At 67.0% G+C, this 23,447-nt stretch carries 22 protein-coding genes; 11 read left to right on the top strand and 11 right to left on the bottom strand.

Features of this window, described 5'->3' with window-relative positions; translation table 11 throughout:
• Window positions 1-319: 319 nt before the first annotated feature.
• Window positions 320-1,219 (bottom strand): NmrA family NAD(P)-binding protein, encoded by a 900-nt coding sequence (locus ALI44B_RS09240; protein WP_077054423.1) that lies wholly within the window; start codon window positions 1,217-1,219, stop codon window positions 320-322.
• Between the two features lie 8 nt (window positions 1,220-1,227).
• On the bottom strand, window positions 1,228-1,845 hold the full coding sequence (locus ALI44B_RS09235; RefSeq protein WP_077054422.1) for a MarR family winged helix-turn-helix transcriptional regulator: 618 nt from the start codon (window positions 1,843-1,845) through the stop codon (window positions 1,228-1,230).
• A gap of 119 nt (window positions 1,846-1,964) precedes the next feature.
• Here ALI44B_RS09235 and ALI44B_RS09230 point away from each other — a divergent pair, with 119 nt between their 5' ends.
• Both ALI44B_RS09230 and ALI44B_RS09225 read left to right on the top strand, forming a co-directional pair.
• Window positions 1,965-2,807: an alpha/beta hydrolase family protein gene (locus tag ALI44B_RS09230; protein WP_077054421.1), complete on the top strand. Its 843-nt coding sequence runs from the start codon at window positions 1,965-1,967 to the stop codon at window positions 2,805-2,807.
• A gap of 152 nt (window positions 2,808-2,959) precedes the next feature.
• Window positions 2,960-3,811 carry a tetratricopeptide repeat protein gene (locus ALI44B_RS09225; RefSeq protein WP_077054420.1) on the top strand — a complete coding sequence of 284 codons (852 nt, stop codon included), beginning with the start codon at window positions 2,960-2,962 and terminating at the stop codon, window positions 3,809-3,811.
• 149 nt (window positions 3,812-3,960) lie between these two features.
• Here ALI44B_RS09225 and ALI44B_RS09220 read toward each other — a convergent pair whose 3' ends face one another.
• Complete coding sequence (locus ALI44B_RS09220; protein ID WP_077054419.1) at window positions 3,961-5,058, bottom strand: type I restriction endonuclease; 1,098 nt, start codon at window positions 5,056-5,058, stop codon at window positions 3,961-3,963.
• 236 nt (window positions 5,059-5,294) lie between these two features.
• Here ALI44B_RS09220 and ALI44B_RS15905 point away from each other — a divergent pair, with 236 nt between their 5' ends.
• Together ALI44B_RS15905 and ALI44B_RS09210 are read left to right on the top strand one after the other, a co-directional pair.
• The gene (locus tag ALI44B_RS15905; protein ID WP_143459156.1) at window positions 5,295-6,488 is read left to right on the top strand and encodes an Rv1352/Rv1906c domain-containing protein; all 1,194 of its coding nucleotides are present in this window, start codon (window positions 5,295-5,297) and stop codon (window positions 6,486-6,488) included.
• A 42-nt stretch (window positions 6,489-6,530) separates the two neighbouring features.
• Window positions 6,531-6,962, top strand: a complete 432-nt coding sequence (locus ALI44B_RS09210) for a GNAT family acetyltransferase (RefSeq protein WP_083709812.1) — start codon at window positions 6,531-6,533, stop codon at window positions 6,960-6,962.
• 20 nt (window positions 6,963-6,982) lie between these two features.
• Here ALI44B_RS09210 and ALI44B_RS09205 read toward each other — a convergent pair whose 3' ends face one another.
• Complete coding sequence (locus ALI44B_RS09205; RefSeq protein WP_077054417.1) at window positions 6,983-8,056, bottom strand: SDR family oxidoreductase; 1,074 nt, start codon at window positions 8,054-8,056, stop codon at window positions 6,983-6,985.
• 93 nt (window positions 8,057-8,149) lie between these two features.
• On the opposite strand from ALI44B_RS09205, the gene ALI44B_RS09200 reads away from it, so the two are divergent.
• Window positions 8,150-8,464, top strand: coding sequence for an ArsR/SmtB family transcription factor (locus ALI44B_RS09200; RefSeq protein ID WP_077055486.1), 315 nt, complete (start codon window positions 8,150-8,152; stop codon window positions 8,462-8,464).
• Window positions 8,465-8,474: 10 nt separating this feature from the next.
• Here the strand turns inward: ALI44B_RS09200 and ALI44B_RS09195 are convergent, their stop codons facing one another.
• Entirely contained in the window at window positions 8,475-11,189 is a 2,715-nt protein-coding gene (locus tag ALI44B_RS09195; protein WP_179100246.1) for an excinuclease ABC subunit UvrA, read from the bottom strand.
• 176 nt (window positions 11,190-11,365) lie between these two features.
• Between ALI44B_RS09195 and ALI44B_RS09190 the strand changes: the two genes are divergently transcribed.
• On the top strand, window positions 11,366-11,629 hold the full coding sequence (locus tag ALI44B_RS09190) for a GlsB/YeaQ/YmgE family stress response membrane protein (protein WP_077054416.1): 264 nt from the start codon (window positions 11,366-11,368) through the stop codon (window positions 11,627-11,629).
• Between the two features lie 113 nt (window positions 11,630-11,742).
• Here the strand turns inward: ALI44B_RS09190 and ALI44B_RS09185 are convergent, their stop codons facing one another.
• Window positions 11,743-13,809, bottom strand: a complete 2,067-nt coding sequence (locus ALI44B_RS09185) for an MMPL family transporter (RefSeq protein ID WP_077054415.1) — start codon at window positions 13,807-13,809, stop codon at window positions 11,743-11,745.
• 63 nt (window positions 13,810-13,872) lie between these two features.
• Between ALI44B_RS09185 and ALI44B_RS09180 the strand changes: the two genes are divergently transcribed.
• Window positions 13,873-14,391, top strand: a complete 519-nt coding sequence (locus ALI44B_RS09180) for a MarR family winged helix-turn-helix transcriptional regulator (RefSeq protein ID WP_179100245.1) — start codon at window positions 13,873-13,875, stop codon at window positions 14,389-14,391.
• Between the two features lie 12 nt (window positions 14,392-14,403).
• Here ALI44B_RS09180 and ALI44B_RS09175 read toward each other — a convergent pair whose 3' ends face one another.
• The gene (locus tag ALI44B_RS09175; protein ID WP_077054414.1) at window positions 14,404-15,012 is read right to left on the bottom strand and encodes a hypothetical protein; all 609 of its coding nucleotides are present in this window, start codon (window positions 15,010-15,012) and stop codon (window positions 14,404-14,406) included.
• A 55-nt stretch (window positions 15,013-15,067) separates the two neighbouring features.
• Window positions 15,068-15,625 carry a hypothetical protein gene (locus ALI44B_RS09170; RefSeq protein ID WP_077054413.1) on the bottom strand — a complete coding sequence of 186 codons (558 nt, stop codon included), beginning with the start codon at window positions 15,623-15,625 and terminating at the stop codon, window positions 15,068-15,070.
• Between the two features lie 67 nt (window positions 15,626-15,692).
• On the opposite strand from ALI44B_RS09170, the gene ALI44B_RS09165 reads away from it, so the two are divergent.
• Window positions 15,693-16,298: a TetR/AcrR family transcriptional regulator gene (locus ALI44B_RS09165; protein WP_077054412.1), complete on the top strand. Its 606-nt coding sequence runs from the start codon at window positions 15,693-15,695 to the stop codon at window positions 16,296-16,298.
• A gap of 103 nt (window positions 16,299-16,401) precedes the next feature.
• Here ALI44B_RS09165 and ALI44B_RS09160 read toward each other — a convergent pair whose 3' ends face one another.
• The 3 genes from ALI44B_RS09160 to ALI44B_RS09150 form a co-directional block, all read right to left on the bottom strand.
• Window positions 16,402-17,661: an LPXTG cell wall anchor domain-containing protein gene (locus tag ALI44B_RS09160; protein ID WP_077054411.1), complete on the bottom strand. Its 1,260-nt coding sequence runs from the start codon at window positions 17,659-17,661 to the stop codon at window positions 16,402-16,404.
• Between the two features lie 275 nt (window positions 17,662-17,936).
• On the bottom strand, window positions 17,937-19,169 hold the full coding sequence (locus ALI44B_RS09155; protein ID WP_143459154.1) for an LPXTG cell wall anchor domain-containing protein: 1,233 nt from the start codon (window positions 19,167-19,169) through the stop codon (window positions 17,937-17,939).
• A 298-nt stretch (window positions 19,170-19,467) separates the two neighbouring features.
• Window positions 19,468-19,719 (bottom strand): hypothetical protein, encoded by a 252-nt coding sequence (locus ALI44B_RS09150; RefSeq protein WP_077054409.1) that lies wholly within the window; start codon window positions 19,717-19,719, stop codon window positions 19,468-19,470.
• A gap of 253 nt (window positions 19,720-19,972) precedes the next feature.
• Between ALI44B_RS09150 and ALI44B_RS09145 the strand changes: the two genes are divergently transcribed.
• From ALI44B_RS09145 to ALI44B_RS09135, 3 genes are all read left to right on the top strand, one after another.
• Window positions 19,973-21,004, top strand: a complete 1,032-nt coding sequence (locus ALI44B_RS09145) for a LacI family DNA-binding transcriptional regulator (RefSeq protein ID WP_077054408.1) — start codon at window positions 19,973-19,975, stop codon at window positions 21,002-21,004.
• A 100-nt stretch (window positions 21,005-21,104) separates the two neighbouring features.
• On the top strand, window positions 21,105-22,397 hold the full coding sequence (locus tag ALI44B_RS09140; RefSeq protein ID WP_077054407.1) for a sugar ABC transporter substrate-binding protein: 1,293 nt from the start codon (window positions 21,105-21,107) through the stop codon (window positions 22,395-22,397).
• Window positions 22,398-22,470: 73 nt separating this feature from the next.
• Window positions 22,471-23,445, top strand: coding sequence for a carbohydrate ABC transporter permease (locus tag ALI44B_RS09135; protein WP_077054406.1), 975 nt, complete (start codon window positions 22,471-22,473; stop codon window positions 23,443-23,445).
• The last annotated feature ends 2 nt before the right edge of the window (window positions 23,446-23,447 follow it).

Below are 23,447 nucleotides of genomic sequence, written 5' to 3'. Positions count from 1 at the left end.
TCGTGTCCGACGCTCACTGCGTGTTCTGCGGAGAGGAGCAACCCCCTGCAGACGCCGCCACGCGGGTAGTAACGTGAATGCCAGAAATGCCCCCGCTCTCATTAGCGGGGGCATTTCTCAGCGGAAGGTGCGGGATTCGAACCCGCGATGAGTCGCCTCAACCGCGAGACGCGCTCGCGGACATTAGGCCAACTCTGTCAACCTCGTCGCCAGGCTACGTCTGGTGCAGCCCGCAGCCTACGGTTCTCGCAAACAAAACTCGGACGGGGGGTGCCGCGCGGCGACGCGCTCACGCCGAACGCGCGAGCCGTCCGGGTCGCTAGCGAGCCAGGCGCGCCTTCAAGACATCCTCGACGGTCGTCCACTCGTGCGCACCGTAGCGGTCGTTGTCGACGTGGTGCAGCTGCGCCTGCCCGCTGAACATGCTCACGAAGTACTGCATTCCCTGCCAGGCGGGGAAGGGCTCGTCCGACGAGCGTGAGGCCAGCTTCATAGCCTTGCTCATGGCCAGCAGGGTTCCGGCGGTTCCGGCCCATTGCAGCTTGAACGGCGTGCCCGTCAGCCGCGTCATGGTGCGGGCGACCTCACGGGCCGACACCTGCGAACCGGCGACCTCGACCACGCGCGGGGCGTTGTCGTCGAGGGCGGCGAGAGCCGTCACACGGGCGGCGTCATCCTTGGTCGTGAAGTCGAGGATCTGATCGGCGGATGACCAGAACAGCACGCGCTTGCGGTCCCACAAGATCATGGGTGCGTCGCCCGCGAGCAGGTCGGTGAACATGCCGTTCAGGATCGAGGTGGCCTGCACGGGTGCCGCGTCGACGTCGGCCGCGAATTCGCGCCGCAGCTCGAAGTTGCGGTTGCTGTCGGGCGCGATGCGGCGGTAGTCGGCCGAGTAGTCCGACGGGATGAAGCGGGGCACACCGGCCGCGACGGTCGCCTTCAGGAGGGCGCGCTGGGCGTCGACGATCACGGAACGCAGGCCGTTCACGGCCGACACGACGACATCCACGCCCGTCATCGCCTGGGTCAGCGCGGCGTGGTCGGTGTAGGCGGCGGTGACGATCTCGATGCGCTCTTCGTGGCCGAAGAGCGTGGTGGCGGTCTGGCTGCCGGGGCGGGTGAGCACGCGCAGCTGCACGTCGTGCGTCAGCAGCTCGCGCACGATGCGCTGGCCGAGGTCGCCGGTGGCGCCCGCGAGGAGGATTGTGCTGGTCATGGGTGGTCTCAATCTGTTGGGGTCTGGGGCGCTGTTCTGCGGGACCGTTCGGGCGCGGCGCGGGGATGCTCGAAGGGGGGCTGGATATCGGGTCGGGGCTCGGAGTCGGCTTGGGTTTGCGTGGGCGTCGGTTCGTCGATCGCGCAGGTCGCCATGTCAGCGGTGCCGAGCGCCACGCGGGCGAGAAGCTGGCGCAGGGTCGTCTGTTCGTCGTCGCTGAGGTGGCGCATGAGCACGCCCTCGACTTGGCGCAGGGCGATGCGGGCCTTCGTGAGCAGGGATCGGCCGGCCCGGGTGGGAAGGACCTGCCGGATGCGGCGATCGGAGGGGTCGGGGCGGCGTTCGACGAAACCGCCGTCCTCGAGCGCGTCGATGACATAAGTCATCTGGGTCTTGTCGATGCCGAGGCGCTGGGCGAGCGCGAGCTGCGACGAGGGCTGCTCGGTCGTGACCGCGACGAGCACCTGGTATCCGCGCGGACCGCCGGGCACGTCGGCCACGGCTCCCGTCGCCGAGCGCGAGAACCCCTGATACATGGCGGGCAGGGCCCAGCCGAGCTCGGTTTCGATGCCGCCGGCGCCCCAGTCGATCTCGGGCACCGAGGTGAGGGTCGGTGAAGCATCCATAGCGAGATCGTATGCCGAAAAGATCGTCTCAGCGAAAGACGATTGACCCTTGACAGGAGCTCCGCGGGCTGCTCGAGCTGCGCGGATCGCGGCGCGTGGCAGAGCTATAAGCTTCGAGCGTGCACCCGCAGACGACACTGCTCTATGACCCCACGCGCACCTGCTGGGGTGGTGACGGGCCTCGACCCCTCCGCATCCGGGTATGGCCTCGCACGCAACCGGGCCCGGCGGCCACCGTCCTCCTCTCGCACGGGACCGGGGGAGCGGGCGAGGACCTCGACTGGCTGGCGCAGCCGCTGAACGACGCAGGTTTTCTCGTAGCCTCCGTCGACCATCACGGCAACAGCTACCAGGACGAGTATCTGGTCGAAGGCTTCACCCTGGTCTCCGAGCGGCCGAGGGATATGAGCTTCCTTCTTGATCACCTCGTCGCCACATACGACGTCGACCTCGATCGCGTCGGTGGCGCCGGCTTCTCCCTGGGTGGTTACACGGTGGCCGCGCTGCTGGGCGCGCAGGTAGATGCTCGCGTCGTCGCGGCCCTCTTCGCCGGCCACGTGCCGGCGCCCGCGGTGCCCGAGTTCCCCGACATGATCGCGGCGCTACGTTCGTCGTACTCGGATGCGCAGCTGGCGGGCCTCGCCGAATCGACCGCCCTGCCCGTCGCCGACCCACGCCTTCGGGCAGGCGTCCTTCTCGCCCCCGGAATCGGAGAACTCCTCACGCCAGACTCGCTTGCGCGCATCGATGCGCCGGTCTTGATCCGCTGGGGCGATCAGGATGACATCACCCCGCCCGCCGGCAACGCCCAGCTCTACGCGGCTGCCCTCCCTCGGTCGCAGGCGCGCAGCGTCGGCTCGGATGTCGGCCACTACGTCTTCCTCGGCGACCGAGAAGACCCGACCGGCGTGCGCGACGCGGTGGCGCGGGATGTGATTGCCTTCTTCGACGAGAACCTGTGACACGCTACGCGAAGTCAGCCCCGTCGCTCGCCAGCTCCAAGTGGGGAGGCAGAAAAGCATGTGCGGTAAGGATGTCTTTGGAAGGATAGGTGCGCGCGCCGGTTCACGGTGGGTGGCGGGTTTTGGAGTGCGGCGGTCGAGCGGGGGGAAATATGGCGTTTTCTGGTGATCTGCCTCGACGAGAGGATGTCCTCAGCGGGGCCTCGTCGCGACCCTTCGGTGAGACGGTTCGGTATCTTCAGGCGTGGCGGGAACGAGCCGGCGATTATGGGTTCCTGGAAGATCTAGCCGACTCCTTCCTGCGCTACGACGGAGTGCATCCGGGAACGGACTTCGAGAAGTGGCAGTCGGTGGGGATGAGTGAGGACCTTGTCGATGGTCTGCTGAACTTGGGGATTACCCTGTGGGATCTCGACGACACGAGTCCCGCGATCCGCTGTCTGCGCGAAGCGGTAGAAGTCGGCTCCGAAGCAGCCATTCTGGTTCTTGCCTCGTCGTATCTCTGGGAAGAGAAATACGAGGAGGCCTACCGTTTGGCCCGTACCTATCGGGTCGGAACGGATGAGGCGGATGACTTGGACGTCTCGTCGACGCTGGGTCAGGCCTCACTTCACTTACACGGGCTCACTGATCAGAACCGGCGCTGGCTCGAGGCGGCGGCTGAGAGCGATCCCGCGGCGCTGGTCGCCCTTGTCGACGCGCTCGTCGAAGCCGAAGAACTCGTTGACGCGGAGAATGTGTTGCGCCGAGCGGCCGAAGCGGGAAGTGTTGCCGCGCCGATCATGCTCGGCAACCTTTATCAGGACCATCTCGCTTCCCCGGACCGGGCGGCGTCTGCATACCGGCTCGGAATCGCGCGGGGCGATGCCTTCAGTGCCTACAACCTCGGTCTACTCCTCGAGATCCAGGGCCAACGAGAAGAGGCTGTGCAGTGGATTGGGTACGCGGCTGACCGCAGTGACGAGTTGGCGGCAGCCTGGATGGCCGATCACGGGAACGAGTAGCCCTCCGAGGCCGCGGAAGTGTAAGTAAGAATCGGCCTTACTAACACTTTGGGGCGAAAGTGTTAGTAAGGACCCGTCTTACTAACACTTTCTCGAACCACCGGACGGAGTGACGGGACCGCGCCAGATGACGTTTGATCTCACGCGGCTCAGTCGACGTAGCTCTTCACCGAGTCACGGATGGTTGCCGCGTGGAGGTAGATCTCGTCTAGTGACTCAATCGCATGACGAGTCTCGTTCTTGTCCTCGTCGAAGACTCCGAGATACTTCTGCTTCTTGCCGTTGAAGTGCAGGCGCGCGATTGGCTTGCGATTGTTGTCGTCGAGCAGAACGGCGAAGTAGGACTTCGCATCTCGGTGCACGACGCGCTGGGGTTTGACCTCGCTGCAAGCGATCGCCTTGACGATCTGGTATCCCTCGAGCTCCTCGAGGGTTGTTTCGATCTCGGTGTCTCGGTCGAGATCCGCTTCGACAGCGCTCTCGCTGCTGATCGCTTCAGCGGGGGCGACGACAGCGGCTGAGGGGAAGGTCGGCGATCCGAGGGCTGTCTTGAGGCGATCGTTGACCTGCTCGTTCAAGAACTGCTTCGAGGCCTTTGTGACGAGCGACGTGAACTGCTCGCGCACCTTCTGCGTGAACGCACCCTCGTAGACGCGCGTTGTGAAAAAGCGGACCCAGTCGTCGCCGGGCTCCTTGAATTGCCCAGCGATCGTTCGCTTGATCTGCCCGATGTATTTCAGCTCCTCGGCCGCGTTGATCACAGAGTCGAGGTCGAAGACATCCTTGGTCAGCTTGAGCAGTTCCGGGATGAGCGTCTCATCGATATCCGAGAGGTCGAGCACCAGGAACGGTTTGTCGTCCATGCGGTTAGGGGCGTCGAGGTCGGTGTAGAAGTGATAGGTCTCACCGTTTGTGAGAACCGCAATGCGGGCGTTTGTGACTGCGAAATAGCGGAAGAGCTGAGAGGCATGTTCGATCTTCAGCGGCTCAGTCGACTTCTTGCACTCGATAAGAATTTGAACCTCGCCGTCGCGCATGATGGCGTAGTCGATCTTCTCGCCGCGCTTCACGCCGACATCGGCCGTGAACTCCGGTACGACCTCCAGCGGGTTGAAGACGTCGTAACCGAGAATCGTCGAGATGAACGGCATGATGAAGGCGTTCTTGGTCGCCTCTTCTGTCTGAATGGCGTCGCGTTGGTTCTGCACCTTGAGTGCGAGAGCAGCGAGTCGTTCCGTGAACTCCATTGTTTCCCCCAGGAAGTATCGATTATCTGGAGGCTATCCGAACGGCCCCTCACCTTCATGAGACGTTTGTCCCCCCAGACCGGGGGTAATGGGGAGGTGAATGTTGGTGCTCCGTGGCGGATGACGAGCTTCTACCCTTCGATTGCGCAAATCGGACACCTGCAGCGTTCGGTCGCTTTCGCTGTAACCTGAGCCAACCTCGGCAAGGGTGCTCGGGTATGGGGATGGGGACAGCGGTGTTGGATCGGAACGAATTTCGCAAGAAGCTCTCAACCGAACAAGGGCGGAGTGACCTAGGGCTGGACCTCACGGATGGTCAGGCTGCGGCGATTCTTGCTGATGATGCACTCATCGACTCCTGGCATCGAAAAGTGTCTGCTCCCCAGCCAGATATGAGGCTGCTGGTTAGGCCCGCACCATCATCGTCGAGCACCACAAAGAGCGTCGAGCCCGACGACCATCTATCGGATCTGCTCGCGAAGCTCGGTGTGCTGTGGATCGGACTTAAACTCCGTGTGCGGAAAGTTTCACAGCGGCGATGGATGGCGGTACTGGCTGGTGTCGTGTTGGTGGCTACCGTCTCTGTTGCCGGAGTAGTCATCGCCGACAACAACCGCGCGCAACGTGACCTCGCCCTTGCTAATGCTGAAACGGCCCGGGAAGCGAAAGCGGCGAAAGCGGACGATGAACGCGCAGCTGAAGCTGAAAAGGAACGAGCGGCGGAGAAACGAGAACGGGAAGCCCTCGCGCTCCAAGAAGCGCCGGCGAAGATAGCGGATGCAGAACGCGCAATCGCTTCGTCGCCGTGGGCGAGCCCGGAAGCACTGGCCTCACTGACGACGTTGAAAGACAAACTGGCGTCCGCGGTCGAACTCAAAGATGCATCCAACGCCTGGCTCTTCACCACGCAACTTCCACAGGCCATCGATGGTCTCGGCACGCTGGAACAAAGCCAAGACCGAAAATACACAGAAGCGCTGAAAGCCGAAGGCCGGACACTCGAGTCGGCCGCTCCTGATCAAGAGTTGCGGTTCAGCGCTGGCCGCGAGTGGTGCGCAACCAATGCTCCTGGCTGGGCTTCCGATATCAACAGCGATGAGCGCGTCTCGACAGTCTTCGCGCTCCGGTTGGCGGACCCATATGCGAAAGCCGCGATCGCGGGATACTGCCCGGAATTAGGCGCGGCGAAAGCTGAAGCTGACGCATATCTTGAGGATGGCGACTACCGAGTCGGTGGTGACGGCATTGCTCCGGGGACCTACGTCACGACAAAGAATCGCAAAGACTGCTATTGGGAGCGGCACACGCTCAACGGAGACATCCTCGCAAATGACTTCATTACGGCTGCTCCTGACGGAGTCTCCGTGACAGTTCGAAGCGGGGAAGGCTTCTCGGTCAGCGGTTGCGGGCTGTGGCGCAAAGCGGGTTGATCAGCTTCCAAAGGCAGCAAGCCGCTCTGAGAAGATGAGTGGATGTCTGAGAGAAACGCCGCCGTCACGATTCGCCCGCTGGGGCTTGAGCAGAGCGCGGCGGCGACGCGGTTGTGGGAGGAGGCCGGGCTGACGCGGCCGTGGAATCCGCCCGCCGAAGATTTTGCGCGCGCGGTGAGTGGCGAGACATCCGCCGTGTTGGGGGCCTTCGACGGCGACGAGCTGGTGGGCACCGCGATGGTTGGGCATGACGGTCATCGCGGATGGATCTACTACCTGGCCGTGGCCGAAACGCGGCGAGGGAGCGGGCTCGGTCGGCAGCTGAACGACGCCGCCGAAGAGTGGATACGTGAGCGCGACGTACCCAAGGTGCAACTCATGGTGCGCTCGACCAATGCGGGTGTCGTCGACTTCTACGAGCGACTCGGCTACGAAGACGGCGAGGTCGTCGTCCTCGGAAAGTGGGTGCGCTAAGAGCCCAAGCCCCGCGGCGCTCAGGGGATGAGGCGGCGGTCGCGCAGGTCCTGGAAGATGCTGAGGAACATGGCTTCGGTGTCGACGTAGTCGTGGAAGCCGGCGCGGCGCGACTTCGAGGTGTCCGCGATGACGTCGTAGTCCCAGGAGAAGACGAAGTCGCCGAAGGGCCACGATGAGACGTCGGAGTAGGGAGTGGACTCGAGGTCGTGTTGCTCGATCATCCGCTGCCAGAGGTCGGCCTTGTCGGCCATGACGTCGGTGAGGCTGAGGGGCAGCGGCGGCGCGACCTCGAGGTCGAAGAATGCCGCGATCTTGGGCCACATGCTCGACCAGCGGAACATGTCGCCGTTGGTGATGTTGAACGCCTCGTTGCGCGTGCCCGGTGACGTCGCCGCCCACGTGGTGGCGCGTGCGAGCAGGTCGGCGTCGGTCATCTCGATGAGGCTCGTGTAGGCGCCGGGCGCGCCGGGGAAGCGCAGGGGCACGCCCAACTCCTTGCTCATCGAGGCATAGATGGCGATGACCATGGCCAGGTTCATGGGGTTGCCGAGGCCCACCCCGGCCACGACAGACGGGCGGATGGCCGACCACGACCAGGTGGCGCCGCGCTGACGTCGCTCGAGAAACTGCTGCTGATCGACGTTGAACTCAGGAGGCATGTGCGGAGGATCGCTCTCCTTCGCGGGTGTGGCGAACGGCCCGAGGTGGGCGCCGTAGACCTTGTAGCCCTGCATCAGGCTGATGTGTTCGAGGTGCGGCGCGACGGGTTCGAGGGCGTCGACCACGTTGGTGAGCATGGCGAGGTTGGGCGGCACGAGCTCGGCCCAGGTCGGCCGGTCTTGGTAGGCCGCGTAGAAGATGTGGGTCGTCTGCGTAAGGGCGGCGAGCTTCTCGGCGGTTTGCTCGCGGTCGAGCAGGTCGACGGCTAGGTGGCGGGTGGTGGCCGTGTCGACGCGGCCGCGCCGCGAGAGCCCCACGATGTCCCAGTCGCCCTCGCGTTCGAGGTGCGCGATGAGGTTGCCCCCGATCACGCCCCGGGCTCCGACGACAACCGCCGTCTTCGGGTCTGCCGCTTTGTTTGTTTTCGTCATACTCAACCATCTCCATCGTTAAATCGTGATTTGCCGATCTAAGGTTTAGCACATCATCGGTAAATCGCGATACGACGATGTAAGATGGATGTCATGAGCGAATTGACGGACGACGAGGTGGTGGCCGCCTTCAAGGCGCTCGGGCATCCGACCCGCTTGGCGATACTCGGATGGTTGGAAGACCCCGAGTCGTTCCCGCCGCAAGATCGCCCGGCGCAAGAAGTCGGCGTGTGTCTCAAGCACATTCAGGCGCGGGCCGACGTCTCACAGTCGACGGCATCTCAGTTCATGGCCACGCTGCAACGCGCCGGGCTCGTCACCTGCCAGCGCGTCGGCCAGTTCTCGCACTACAGCCGCAACGAAGAAACGATCGCGGCCCTCGGCAAGAAGGTCTCGCTGGCGATTTAGTGTCCGTCGACTAGCCCTGGGGGAGGCGGGTGCGCAGGTAGGGTGCCGTGCGGCTGTCGGGCGAGGCCGCGACGGTGGCCGGGGTGCCGGTCGCGAGGATGCGGCCGCCCGCGTCGCCGCCCGACGGTCCGAGGTCGATGACCCAGTCGGCCGAGGCGACGACCGACATGTCGTGTTCGACGATGACGACCGTGTTGTCCTGGTCGACGAGCCGGTTCAGTTGCGCGAGCAGCAGCTCGACGTCGGCCGGGTGCAGGCCCGTTGTCGGCTCGTCGAGCACATAAAGGGTGTGGCCGCGGCGGGCGCGCTGCAGTTCGGTGGCCAGTTTGATGCGCTGGGCTTCGCCGCCCGAGAGTTCGGTGGCGGGCTGTCCGAGCCTCAGATAGCCGAGGCCCACCTGGCGCAGGGTGTCGAGCGCGCGCGCAGCCGAGGGAACCTCGCGCCAGAAGTCGGCGGCGTCGTCGACCGTCATGGCCAAGACATCCGCGATGGATGCCCCGGCATACGTCACCTCGAGGGTCTCGGCTTTGTAGCGCGCGCCGTGACAGGTGGGGCAGGGCGCATAGCTGCCCGGCAGGAACAGCAGCTCGACCGACACGAAACCCTCGCCGAGGCAGGTCTCGCAGCGGCCGCCGTCGACGTTGAACGAGAACCGGCCGGCGGTGTAGCTGCGGGCGCGCGCCTCGTCGGTGGCCGCGAACACCGAGCGCACGGTGTCGAAGAGGCCCGTGTACGTGGCCAGGTTGGAGCGCGGCGTGCGGCCTATGGGGCGCTGGTCGACGCGCACCAGGCGGTCGACGGCGTCGAGGCCCGTAATGCGGTCGACGGTCGTCGTGGCGGGGGCGGTTCCGGTGGCCGCTTCGGCGGCTGCGGCATCCGCGTCGGGTTCACCGTCGGCGGCTGAGCGAGAGGCGCCGTCGGCATCGGCCTCGGCCGTGAGGTCGGTGAAGGATGCGAGCTCGCCTCCGTGTTTCAACCCGACCCGCACGGCGTCGGCCAGCACGCGGCTGACGAGCGTTGACTTGCCCGAACCGGACACGCCCGTGACCGCCGTGAGCACGCCCAGCGGGAAGTCGGCGTCGAGGTCGCGCAGGTTGTGGCGCGAGACGCCGCGCAATCCGAGCCACGATCGGGGTTCGCGGGGCTGACGGTCGCCCGGCGCTGACGAGTCCGTGCCCGAGCCCGCGTTCGACCGGCCGCCCGTCGAGCGCTCGCCGAGCAGATACGGCCGCGTCACCGACTCCGCGACATCCGCGAGCCCCTCGACGGGCCCACTGTAGAGCACGTCGCCGCCACCGGCGCCGGCGGCCGGGCCCACGTCGACGAGCCAATCGGCCTGGCGCACGACATCCATGTTGTGTTCGACGACGAAGACGGTGTTGCCGGATGCCTTGAGCTGCGAGAGCACGTCGAGCAGGGGTTCGGCGTCGGCGGGGTGCAGGCCGGCGGACGGCTCGTCGAGCACGTAGACCACGCCGAACAGGCCCGACCGCAGCTGCGTGGCGATGCGCAGCCGCTGCATTTCGCCGGGGGAGAGCGTGGTGGTGACGCGACCGAGGCTCAGATATCCGAGGCCCAGACCGATGAGCACGTCGGCGCGCGTGACGAGGTCGGCGGCGATGCGCACGGCCACCTCGGTGGTCTCGCCCGAGGAGGCGTTCGACACGGCCGTCGTGGTTTCGGCCAGCTGGGCGGTGGGGCGCAGGGCGTCGGCGAGGCCGGCGAGCGGCAGGGCGTTGAGCTCGGCGATGGTGTGGCCCGCGAAGGTCACGTCGAGCGCGGCGCGGGTGAGGCCCGTACCGCCGCACAGGTCGCACGGCCCCGACTCGACGAAGCGCTGCGCCCGCTTGCGCGCCATCTCGCTGCCCGAGTCGGCGAGCGTGTGCATGACGTAGGCCTTGGCGCTCCAGAATTTGCCCTTGTAGGGCTTGGCCACGCGGTCGCGCTGCGGCATGACCTCGACCACGGGCTGCTCGTCGGTGAACAGCAGCCAGTCGCGGTCCTTGCGCGGCAGCGTGTTCCAGGGGGCGTCGATGTCGTAGCCGAGCTTGGCGGTCACGTCGCGCAGGTTCTTGCCCTGCCAAGCGCCCGGCCACGCGGCGATGGCCCCGTCGCGGATGCTGAGCGTGGCGTCGTGCACGGCCGACCGCTCGGTCACGGTGTGCGCGATGCCGAGCCCGTGGCAGCGGGGGCACGCGCCGGCCGCCGTGTTGGGCGAAAACGAGTCGGACTCGAGTCGGGTGGCGCCCGCGGGGTAGGTTCCGGCGCGCGAATAGAGCATGCGCAGCGAGTTGGACAGGGTGGTGAGCGTGCCCACGGTCGAGCGCGAGCTGGGGGCGCCGCGCCTCTGCTGCAGCGCCACGGCGGGCGGCAGACCCGTGATCTCGTCGACGTGCGGGGTGTTGCCCTGCGCAATCAGGCGGCGCGCGTAGGGCGCCACCGACTCGAGAAACCGGCGCTGGGCCTCGGCGAAGATGGTGCCGAATGCAAGCGACGACTTGCCCGAGCCCGAGACGCCCGTGAAGGCGACGATGCTGTCGCGCGGCACGTCGACGTCCACGTTGCGCAGGTTGTTCTCGCGCGCCCCGCGCACCCGCACGAAGCCGCCCGCGGTGGGGTCGGCCGGGTCGAGGGGGATGTCGTGCGGCTGGGTTTCTCGGCGGGAAGACACCTGCTCAAGCCTAGGCGCTGGGCGTGAGCAGGGCTCGGCCTTGCGCTCGAGCATCCGATGTCCATTACCATGATGTGGCTCGCTCGTCACCGCTGAAGCAGCAATTCGCGGCAAATGCAAGGGGTACGTCCTGGCTTGCCGTTTCGGTGCACGGGGTAGAGCATCGTTACCGACGAGTCATGCGCCAGACCCCGGCGCGCACTCGCTAAACCGTTTAGAAGGGACACATCATGGGATTCTTCGGTTTCCTCATCCTCGGCCTCGCAGCCGGTGCCATCGCAAAGCTCATCCTCCCCGGCAAACAGGGCGGCGGATGGCTCATCACCCTGCTTCTCGGCGTCGTCGGCGCACTGCTCGGCGGCTGGCTCGGTGGCCTCTTGTTCAACGCCCCCCTCGAGGACTTCTTCTCGATCCAGACGTGGCTCCTCGCCATCGCCGGCTCGATCATCGTCCTCCTCATCTACGGCCTGATCGTCGGACGCCGCAAGGCCTAACGATCGGCTGTTCCTGACCGCCCCTTCGGCGGCTTGTGCACGGGAAACGCCCGCTCAACCTTCACGGTTGGCGGGCGTTTCCTCGTTAACCGGCGCCAGCCGTCGGCGCCCGGCTAGCGGTCGGATGTCTCGACGGCCCGCACCTTCGACGGCCACCAGAAGCGATCCCCCGTCAGGAACACGAGCGCGGGCACGAGGATGGTGCGCACGAGCAACGTGTCGAGCAGCACGCCGATGCACACGATCACGCCGATCTGCGTGAGCGCGACGACGGGCAGCACGCCCAGCACGGCGAACACGGCCGCGAGCAGGATTCCGGCGCTCGTGATGACCGCACCGGTGGAGGCCAGGGCCCGGATCATGCCCTCGCGCGTGCCGTGCAGCATCCGCTCTTCTCGAGCCCTCGTGGTGAGGAAGATGTTGTAATCGACGCCCAGCGCCACGAGGAACAGGAACGCGAAGAGCACGACGTTGGTGTCGAACGCGGGAAAGCCGAGCACGTTCTGGAACAGCAGGTTCGAGGCGCCCAGGCTCGCGAAGAACGTGGCGAGCACGCTCAGCAGCAACAGCACGGGGGCCACGAGCGAGCGCAGCAGCACGGCCAGAATGACGAAGACGATCACCAGGATGAGCGGGATGATGAGGTTCTGGTCGCGTTCCGAGACGGTCCGCTCGTCGAGCGCCGTCGCATCCGTGCCGCCCACGATCGTCTCGGAGACGTCGCCCGAGGCGTCGGCATAGTTCGCGCGCAGGGCCGTGACGGTGTCGAAGGCCTCGTCGCTGTCGGGCGCGGCCGTGAGCGACACCGAGAGCTGCGCCAGGCCGTTGGCCGTTTCGCCGGGGCGCACGCTGTCCACGCCATCCGTGTCTTCCGCGATTTGGGATGCCTCGGCCACGGCGTCTTCGGGGGCGAGCACGATCGTCTGCCCGGTCAGGCCCGCCGAGAACGAGTCGTCGACGATTTTCTGCGCCGTCACGGACTCGGGTTCGCCGAGCAGCTGCTCGGTCTGCGACAGGCCGACGCTCGCGCCGACGAGCCCCACCGAGAGGGCGCCGAGGCCCAGCACCGACACCACGAGAATCGTGACGGGTTTGCGCGAGACGCCGCGCCCGAGCTTGGTCCACAGGCTCGTCTTGGTTGCGGCGTGCTCGCCGACGTGGCGAGGGATGAACGGCCAGAACAGTCCGCGGCCGCACACCACGAGCGCCGCGGGCAGCACGATCAGGGCGAACAGCACGGCGATCACGACACCGATGGCGCACGCGAAGCCGAGCGCGCGGTTGCCACTCAGCTCGGCGAAGAGCAGGGTGATGAGGCTGAGCGCCACGGTTCCGCCCGAGGCGGCGATGGCGGGGCCTGCGCTCGTCACGGCCGTGAACATGGCGGCCGAGCGGTCCTCCTGTTTCAGCAGCTCCTCGCGATAGCGGGCCACGAGCAGCAGGGCGTAGTTGGTGCCCGCACCGAAGACGAGCACCGACAGGATGCCCGAGATCGACGCGTCGACGGTCACCCCGAACGACTCTGCCGCGGCCTTCGCCACCTTGCCGGCCAGACCGTCGGCGAGACCCACGACGGCGAGCGGAACGATCCACAGCACGGGGCTGCGGTAGGTGACGATGAGCAGCACGGCCACCACGATGACGGTCACGAGCAGCAGGCGCACGTCGGCCCCCGCGAACGCGTTGCTGATGTCGGCCTGAAAACCGACGCCGCCCGTCAAATAGCTGTCGAGCCCGTCGGGCAGGTCTTCGGATGCGGTGGCGCGCAGTGCGTCGGCCGTGCCCGCGAGGTCGTCCTCGGCCGTGGCCTTGTCGAGCGGAACGACGACGAGCGCGGCATCCCCGTCGTCGCTGAACTGCGGGCGCACGGCCTCGGGTGCGGTCGAATCGGTGGCCAGGGCGGTCGCGCGCTCCTGGATGGCGGCGCGATCGTCGTCGGTCAGCGAGCTGCCCTCACGGTTCCACACGAGAATTGCGGCGGTCTGCTCGGCCGAGGGAAAGTCTTCGAGCGCCGCGGCGACCTGCGCGCTCTGCGTGCTGTCGGGCAGACCGGATGCGGGGTAGGCATCCGTCTCGGGCGTGGGGAGGAACGCGAACAGCAGCCCCACGGCCACGACCGTGGCGCCCAGAACCGCCCACGCGGTGCGCTTCCCGCTGATGAACCGCCACAGAGCCCGCATATTTTTCCTCCAGGAACTTAATAGTTAAGCAACTTAACGACCTACTGCATTAGCATGACGTTCATGGAAGACGAGCGCAAGTCGGAGGGACCGCGTCGGGTGAAGACCGCGGGGCACGAGCATCCGACCGCCGGCGCCATCGGCAATCAGTTGCGCTCGATCGGCGCGCTGTCGAAGGCTTTCGAGCAGCACCTCGGGCGCACGCTGGCGGTCAACGACACCGACCTCGAGGCCATGGAGCACCTGATTCTGTCGGGTCCCATGACGCCCAGCGAGCTCGCGCCGAAGCTCGGCATCTCGAATGCCGCCACGACGTTCTCGGTCGATCGCCTCGTGGCCTCGGGTCACGCGCGCCGCGAACCTCACCCCACCGACCGCCGCAAGACCGTGATCGTGCCGTCGCCGCCGTCGGTGGCCCGCGCCTTCGACGCGCTCATGCCCGTGCTCAACGGCGTCGCGGATGCTGCGGCCGATCTCCCCGCCGAGCACCGGGACATCGTGGGTGCGTTCCTCGCCTCGGTCATCGACGTGTACGAGGGCGCGCTCGAAGACGGCGCCGCCGAGGGTGCCGCGCAGGGGTAGTCAGGGCCGGCTCTAGAGCGCCGAGGCGGCGCTGGCCAGCAGGCTGTAGAGAACGTTGCCGATGGCGCCGAGCAGGAAGGTTGCTCCGATTCCGAGCCCGAGCGCGGCGAACGTCTTGGATGCCCCCGGCCGGTTGAGCGCGGCGAGTCCCAGAACGACCGCCAGCACGCCGAGGATGAAGGAGAGAACGGTTCGTGCCAGTGCGATCACGCTGAGCATGGCGAAGGCCTGCGTGCCGATGAAACCCGCCTGCACAAGCTGGAAGACGAGGCCGACGGCGATGCCGGCAATGCCCGCGAAGAACGCGTAGAGGCCCAGCTGGTTCGGCGCCCCGCCGTCGTCGAAGAGTCTGTTGCGCTTGCGCGGCGCGGGCGTCGAGGCCGGGTAGGCGCCCTGCTGCCCCGAGGGGTAACCCTGTTGCCCCGACTGGTAGCCCTGCTGCGCGCTCGGCTGGTGGCCGGGGTAGCCGGGCTGGGTGCTCGAGGAGTAGCCCTGCTGGCCGCCGGAATGCTGGCCGTGCTGGGGGTAGCCGCCCTGCCCGAAACCGCCGTCGTTGCGAGCGTTCCCGGGCTCGTTGCCATCGTTGTTGGTGGACGGCGGGCCGTACGGACTGTCGCTCATGCTGATTCCCCTCGTGGCGGCATCCGCTCATCGGTGCCACCTCTATTCTGGCGCGTCAGCGTTGTGTGGCACCAGCGACTTGTGCTGCCTTGGACTTCTTCGGCCACAGGGTGTAACTGACCGCCCACACCGTGTCGATGCCGATCACGATGAGCAGGATGCCGAACCAGTTCTGCAGCTCGGCCGTGCGCGCGGCGTCGCCCACCCACCACGTGAGGCCGAGCAGGATGCCCGCGGCGATGGCGACTCCGAGCAGGGTGCGCGCGACATCCCCCCAGCATTTGCGCGTGTAGGCCCGGCCGGTGAGCGGCGCCGGGATGCTGCCGCCCGCGAACCGTCTGGCGAAACGCGCGTCGGCCCAGGCGATGAGGCGGTGACCGTAGGCGACCGAGAACCCGATGTAGACGGCGGCGAGGCCGTGCTCCCAGGATGCATTCGCTCCGCTTTTGAGGTGCAGGCCCGTGGCGATGAGCAAAACCAGGTCGATGACGGGTGCGAGCGCCAGCAGTACGACGCCCAGGCGCGGCGCCTTGAGCAGGTAGCGGGCCGCGAGCCCCGCCCCGATCGCCACCCAGAAGCCGATCTCGCACGCCACGATGATGCCGAGGATCATGCACCCCTCCTTGTTTACACGATTGTACTAACAAAGCGATGCTAGCACGACTGTATAAACTCGGACCATGCCCAAGTTGATCGACCACGACGCCCGCGAGATCGAGGTCGCCGAAGCTGCCTGGCGCGTTCTGCTGCGCGACGGCATCACCAAGATCTCGGTGCGCAACGTCGCCGCCGAGGCCGGTCTGGCCACGGGTTCACTGCGCCGGTCATTCCCGACACAGGACTCGTTGCTCATCTTCTCGCTGCAGCTCGTGCAGCGCCGGGCCCGTGATCGCATCCTCGCCCTCGAGCCCGGCCCCACGCCGCGCGCCACGGCCGAGGCCTGCCTCATGCAGCTGCTGCCCCTCGACGCCGACCGTCGCGTCGAAATGGAGGTCTACCACGCCATGGGCTCGCTCGCCCTGACCTCCTCGGCCCTCCGTCCCGCCTATGACCAGATCCTGGCCGATACACGCGCGGCCTGCCGGGTCTTCCTCGAGCGCCTGATGCGGGCGGGCGATCTGGATGCCGCCAGCCTCGACCTCGACCGCGAATCCGCCGCCCTGCACGCCCTCGTCGACGGCCTCGCGCTCCACCTCCTCGCCGCCGACCCGCACGACGGCGGCACGGATGCTTCGCGCATCCTCTCTGACTACCTCGACCGTCTCCCGGGCGAGACCGGCCACTAATCTGCGCCCCGGCACGACAAAGCCCCGCGCATACGGAATCGCGCGGGGCTTTGTGTTGTGCTGTGTTGTGCTGTGCTGTGCTGGGAGTGAACCCGGCGGTGTGTTATTCGGCGCTGGCAGTCATGCGACGGCGGGCGAACAACAGTGCGCCGCCACCGAGGACGAGCAGGGCACCCATGCCGGCGATGATTCCGGCGTCGGAGCCGGTCTCGGGCAGGGTGCCGTTGCCGGCGGGGGAGGTGCCGGGCAGGGCGACGGGTGCGGGCAGCACGGCGGCGACGCTGAAGTCGACCGTGGCCGATACTTCCGAGATGCCGATGAAGGTCGGGGTGTTCAAGACCTGCATGGCACCGACGCGGTAGGCGCCGATCTCGAGGGGCAGCACGACGCTCCAGTTACCGTTCTCGTCGACGATGATCGGGTCTTCGGGGTTGCTCGGCTCGGGTTCGGCGGCCAGGGCCTGCACGCGGGCGCCGGCCGCGGGGTCGGTGGAGCCCAATGCGCCCTCGATCAGTGCGAGCTGTTCGGCGACGTACTGGTCGAAGTAGCTCGGCGTGGCGACGAACACGGCGACGTTGGCACCGGGGCGACCGGTTCCCGAGATCGTGACGTTCTGTGCACGAACAACTTCACCGGCGGTGGGAGTCGTCACGACCGGAGCGTCGGTCACGCCGACGATCGGGGATCCGGTGGCAATGAAGGTCGATGGGACTGCCCAGTCCGACGTCGCGGTCACAGTGCCCGAGGCGTCGACGGTATAAGCGAACCCGCCGACCTTGATGTCTCCGCGCATCGGCGACGGGAAGGTGTAACTCCAGCGCCCATCCACGATCGGGACGGCGTCTTCGTCGTTGGCGAGATACCCCGCGATAGTGGCCGGGTCGGCCGTCGCGACGTCGTCGTATTGCTCGGGGCTGGACATCAGGATGAAGATGAAGTCACCTTCGGCGGCCGTGCCCGTGATGGTGACGGAGTCTCCGGGAACGCTCGAACCGTTGGCGGGCGAGGCGACGACAGGCAGCGCGAGCGTCTGGGGGATCACTGCCAGAGGGGCGATGGCGCTCTCGGGGGCACCGGGCGTAGGCGCTGCGAGAGGCGAGGTGATCGGCGCGGGGGTCGGCGTCTCGGCGACGGGCTCCTGAGCGGGCTCCGTCGTGGGTTCGGCCGTGGGGGCGGGCGTGCTCGTCGGCTCCGCCGTCGGGCTGTCGGTCGCAGGCGCGGTGGGCGCGGCTGTCTCGCTGGTCGCGGGCGCATCGGGCGTTCCGACGGCGTGAGCCGGTGCGATGGTCAGCAGTGCGCCGCCGAGGCCGATGGACAGGGCGGCCGGAACGGCCAGCACCTTCTGCCAGGTCTTGTTCTTCACGTTTTTCCCCCTACTCGACGCGACATCGGCGTCAAGGACATGACGAACTCGTCGGCCATGACGGCGGGCGGGTTCGCGTGCGATTTCGATGGGGCGCTTCACCGCGCCCATCCTGAACCTAGCGCGCGGTTTGTTTCGAAAGTGAGTGAATATTTGCTTCTCAGATAACGATTTGGGACGCCCGCTCGCGGTGCGCCCGGGCGCAACACAGCCCCGCGCAGTTTGGGGTTGCGCGGGGCTGTGAGCGGTGGCTCTGACGAGCCGTCTGGGGAGGGTTATTCGGCGCTGGCGGTCATGCGACGGCGGGCGAACAACAGTGCGCCGCCACCGAGGACGAGCAGGGCACCCATGCCGGCGATGATTCCGGCGTCGGAGCCGGTCTCGGGCAGGGTGCCGTTGCCGGCGGGGGAGGTGCCGGGCAGGGCGACGGGTGCGGGCAGCACGGCGGCGACGCTGAAGTCGACCGTGGCCGACAGCTCGGACAGGCCGAGCGCGGTGTCGTCGTTAGCGGCCTGAACGGCACCGACGCGGTAGGCGCCGATCTCGAGGGGCAGCACGACGGTCCAGTTGCCGGCGGCGTCGACGATGATCGGGTCTTCGGGGTTGCTCGGCTCGGGCTCGGCGGCCAGGGCCTGCACGCGGGCGCCGGCAGCGGGAGCTGCGGCGGGGTCCTCGAGCAGCGCGAGCTGTTCGGCGACGTACTGATCGAAGTAGCTCGGCGTGGCGACGAACACGGCGACGTTGGCGCCGGGCTTGCCGGTTCCCGAGATCGTGACGTTCTTGGCGCGGACGACCTCACCGGCGGTGGGGGCGGTGACGACCGGGGCGGCGGGGGCGGCGACGGTCACCGAGACGGGGGTGCCGCTGGTCGGGACCGATGCGCCCGTGATGGCGCCATTGGCGTCGACCGAGTACTCGACGGCGACGAGGATGTAGTCGCCGGACGTGAGGACCTTCGTGCTGAAGGTCCAGGTGCCGTCGGCACGAACCAGCGAACCACCGAAGTAGGGGTCGGGGTCGACGGGGGCCGCGGCGCGCGAGGTGGGCTTGGGCAGGGCGGCGAACTCTTCGGCGGTCATGGCCTCGACGAGCACGTAGTTGCCGGCGGTGCCGGTTCCGGTCGCGGTGACCTTCGGGCCCTGGAGGGCGGCACCGGTGGTGGGCGTCTGCACGACGGGCGTGGGCAGCAGACCGACGACGGGCTCTTCAGCTGCGGAATCGTCTGCACTCGACTCGACAGGAGCCTGGGTCTCGGTGGGAGCGGGCGTCTCGGTGGGCGCGGCGGACTCGACGGGAGCCGGCGTCTCGGTCGGAGCCGAGGTCTCGGCGGGAGCCGGGGTCTCGGTCACGGCCGGCGTGGGCACGTCGGTCGGAGCGACCTCTGCGGTGTTCGAAGTGCCGTCGATCACGACGGCGTGGGCGGGCGCGACGGCGAGCAGGGCGCCGCCGAGGCCGATCGAGAGCGTGGCCGGAACGGCCAGCACTTTCTGCCAAGTGTTTTTCTTCACGAAGGTCCCCCTAGACGACGCCTCTTCGGCGCCGAAGACATGACGAACCCGTCGGCCGGATGCGGTCGGCGGGAAACGTGTGGTGATTGCAAGGAGCGCGACACCGCGCCCACCCAAGAACCTAGCGCATGGTTTGTTTCTTAAGCGAGCATTGTTTTCGCTTCTAACCTCGTCTTTTTTGAGGGGTGCGGGAATGGCCCCCGCATGGGGGTCGCGGCGACGGGCGGCCTTCAAGAAAAAACCCCGATCTGTCGAAACAGTTCGGGGCGGGGTGTCGCTGGCGAAAAAGCGCCGGGCGTCAGGATGCGGCGAGCACCACGGCGCGGATGGCGACGAGCAGCGAGCGGTGCTGCGAGATCTCTTCTGCCCAGGGGTAGACGAGACCGGAGAGGGCGACGAACACGGGGCCCTCGACATCCACGAAGCCGACGGTTTCGCCGTCCTTGGCGATCGAGTAGCGCGTGGAGGACACCAGCGAGACGACGACATCGTCTCCGCCGAGTGAGGGGTGCGCCGGCAGGGCGAACGTCTCTTCAATGGCCAAACTCATGTGCTTTTCTCCCATCACTTCGGTGTTCTGGTCTGCTGTTCTTCGAATGTATTTCAGGGAGGGCGCTGTCACCTATTCGAGGGGTGGCCCTTGCGGTTAATGCATGTGCACGCTACGCATCTGTGCCACATGCAAACCCGCAAACGCTTGCAGTCAGACATCCATCACGAGGGATTTTTCTTGACACGGACAAAAACGTTTATGTAGAGTCACCTCCGACGGAACAAAAACGTTTTGGGAGAGAAGTTCAACGATGAGCAAACGAGTGGGAATCAGAGACGTCGCGGCAGCCGCGGGCGTTTCCCTCACCACCGTCTCCCATGCCCTGAGCGGAGCCGGCCAGCTGAGCGACGCCACCCGCGAGCGGGTTCGCTCCGTGGCCGCCGACCTCAACTACGCGCCCAACCGGCTCGCGAGCGGCCTGCGCAGCAAGCGCTCCCAGATCATCGGCTTCGTGAGTGACGAAATTTCGACGACTCCGTATGCCGGACGCGTGCTGCTCGGGGCCCAAGAGGCCGCCGCGAAGAACGACTGGGTGCTCATGATCGTGAACACGAGCGCCGACCCGCGCTTCGAGGGCCGCAGCATCGAGGCCCTGCTGCAGCACCGCGTCGACGGCATCATCTATGCCCGCATGTACCACCAGACCGTCGCGGTGCCCGAGGCTCTGGCCGGCGTGCCCACCGTCTTGCTCGATGCATCAACCGGGAACGACCACATCTCGAGCGTCGTGCCCGACGAAGAGGGCGCGGCCCGCACGGCCGTCGAACACCTCATCGCCGCCGGGCACCGGCGCATCGGCTACCTGTCGAATGTCGACGACATCCCGGCCACGCGCGGCCGCCTCGACGGCTATCGTGCCACGCTCCGGGCGCACGGCCTCGAGGTCGACGAGACGCTCATCACCGCGAGTGATTCGACTACCGCGTCGGCGCGCGCCGCCGCGGCCCTCCTGCTCGACCGAAGCGACCGGCCCACAGCGCTGTTCTGCTTCAACGACCGCATCGCCATGGGCGCTTACCAGGCCGCCCAGACGAGAGGTCTGCGCATTCCGGACGATCTCTCGATCGTCAGCATCGACAACTTCGAGATCCTCGCCGACGCGATGCTCCCCGGGCTCGACTCGGTCGCCCTGCCGCACTACGAGATGGGGCAGTGGGCCATCGAACGCCTCGCGCTCGAACTCCAGGCCGACGGCGACGACGACGAAGCGCCCGCTCCCCAACAGATCCGCATGCATTGCCCGCTCGTCACGCGGCAGTCGGTCGGTCCGCCGCCGCACTAGGCGACGACGGACCGCCAGACCCCTCGACCGCTGCAACGGTCGCGGTGATCGGCGCTGCGCCGACGAGCATCCCACCCCAACGATGAAGAAGGAAACAAGAATGCGACACGCAAAGAAGCGCCTGATCGTAGCGAGTGTACTCGCCGCCAGTCTCGTGGCATCGCTCGCCGGCTGCGCGAGTGCCGGCACGGGCACCGACGGCAAGAACGGCGAACTCACGCTGTGGACCCACAACGGTGGCAACACCGAGGAGCTCGCGGCCGTGCAGGCCGTGGTCGACAAGTACAACGCCAGCCAGGACAAGACGACCGTCAAGGTGCAAGCCTTCCCGCAGTCCTCCTACAACGACTCGGTCGTGGCGGCCGCCGCGTCGGGCAAGCTGCCGTGCATCGTCGACATCGACGGCCCGAACGTGCCGAACTGGGCGTGGGCGAAATACCTGACGCCCCTCGACCTCAGCGTCGACCTCGACGAGAACCTGCCCAGCACGCTCGGAAAGTGGAACGGCGACACCTACTCGGTCGGCTACTACGACGTGGCCCTGGCCCTGTTCGCCCGCACGTCGGTGCTCGAGAAGGCCGGCATCCGCGTGGCCACGATCGACGAACCCTGGACGAAGGACGAATTCGACGCCGCCCTCAAGGCCTTGAAGGCCGACGGCACGTGGGACAAACCGCTCGACCTCGGCACGGCCGACGTGGGCGAGTGGTACCCCTACGCCTACTCGCCCCTGCTGCAGTCCTTCGGCGGTGACCTCATCAACCGCGACGACATGCAGAGCGCCGACGGCGCCCTCAACGGCAAGAAAGCCGTCGAATGGGCCGAGTGGATGCAAAGCCTCGTGACCGACGGCTACGTGGCCCCGAAGAGCGGCGCCGACGCGGCCCTCGACCTCGAGAACAACGTGAGCGCCATCATGCTCGGCGGCAGCTGGGCCGCGGGCAAGCTGTCCACCGCGCTCGGCGACGACCTCTCGGTGCTGCCTCTGCCCGACCTGGGCGAGGGCGTGAAGATCGGCGGCGGTTCGTGGCAGTGGGGCGTGACCTCCGGCTGCGCCGACCCCGAGGCCGCCATGGACTACCTGTCCTTCTCCCTGTCGCCCGAGAACATCGCCGACGTCGCCAAGGCCACGGCCACCATCCCCGCGACGGATGCCGCCGCGGCCCTCGTGCCCGGATTCGAGGAGGGCGGCGACCTCGCCCTGTTCCGCGAATTCTCGAAGCAGTTCGCCGAGCTGCGCCCTGAAACCCCCGCCTACCCGTTCATCTCGAGCGAGTTCACGAAGGCCACGCAGGACATCCTGAACGGCGGCGATCCCCAGGCCACGCTCGACAAGGCGGTCAAGGCCATCGACGGCAACATCAAGTCCAACGGCGGCTACACGCAGAAATAGCCGTGGGCGTGGATGCGGCGGCCACCGCGAGTGCCGGGGCCGCCGCATCCCACCCCCGACGGGAGGAACACCCATGACCACCCTCGAACGATCGGCCCGCGCGGACGCCCGCACGGCCACCCGTGCCGCCAAGGCCACCCGCCCCGCCCGCACCCCGCGGCAGCCGCTCTCGCGGTCGGGCAAGAAGGAGCAGCGCACCGGCTGGGCCATGCTCGCCCCCGCCGTGATTCTGCTCGGCCTCTTCATCCTGATCCCCGCCGTGCTGGCCTTCGTGTTGGCCTTCACCAACGCGCGGCTCATCTCGCCCTACCCCGCCACCTTCGTGGGGCTCGACAACTTCGCGCGGCTCTTCACCGACCCCACGTTCTTCCGTGCGCTGCTCAACGTGGCCTACTTCGCGGTGATCGTGGTGCCCGTGCAGGCGGGTGTGGCGCTCGTGCTCGCGCTGCTGATCAACAAGCAGGTGTGCGGCACCACGTTCTTCCGCACCGTCTACTTCCTGCCCGTCGTCACCTCGATGGTGGTCGTCTCGCTGCTGTGGCTGTTCATGTACCGCCAGGACGGCCTCATCAACGTGCTCATCGACCGCGTCACGTTCGGCCTGGTGCAGGGGCCCGACTGGTTGAACGACCCGTCGACGTCGATGCCCGCCATCATCCTCATGTCGGTGTGGCAGGGCGTGGGGTTCCACATGGTCATCTGGCTCTCGGGCCTGCAGACCATTCCCGCAGACCTCTATGAGGCGGCCGACCTCGACGGGGCCGCGGGCTGGCAGCGCTTCCGCTACATCACGTGGCCGGGGCTGTCGGCCACGCGCAGCCTCATTCTCGTGACCATCACCATCCAGGCGCTCAGCCTGTTCACGCAGATCAGCGTCATGACGCAGGGCGGGCCGCTCGATTCGACCACGACGGTCGTCTACGAGGCCGTGCAGTCCGGCTTCGTGCAGCAGGAGACCGGCTATGCGTCGGCGATCTCGCTCGTGTTCTTCGTGCTCGTGCTGCTCATCTCGTTCGTTCAACGGTTCCTCACCAGAGAGAAGAACTGATC

It is taken from the genome of Leifsonia sp. ALI-44-B, assembly GCF_001984125.1.
In the GTDB taxonomy this organism is placed as follows: domain Bacteria; phylum Actinomycetota; class Actinomycetes; order Actinomycetales; family Microbacteriaceae; genus Okibacterium.
The sequence above is the reverse complement of the archived record's forward strand: the minus strand, read 5'-3'. Positions and strand labels throughout refer to the sequence as shown.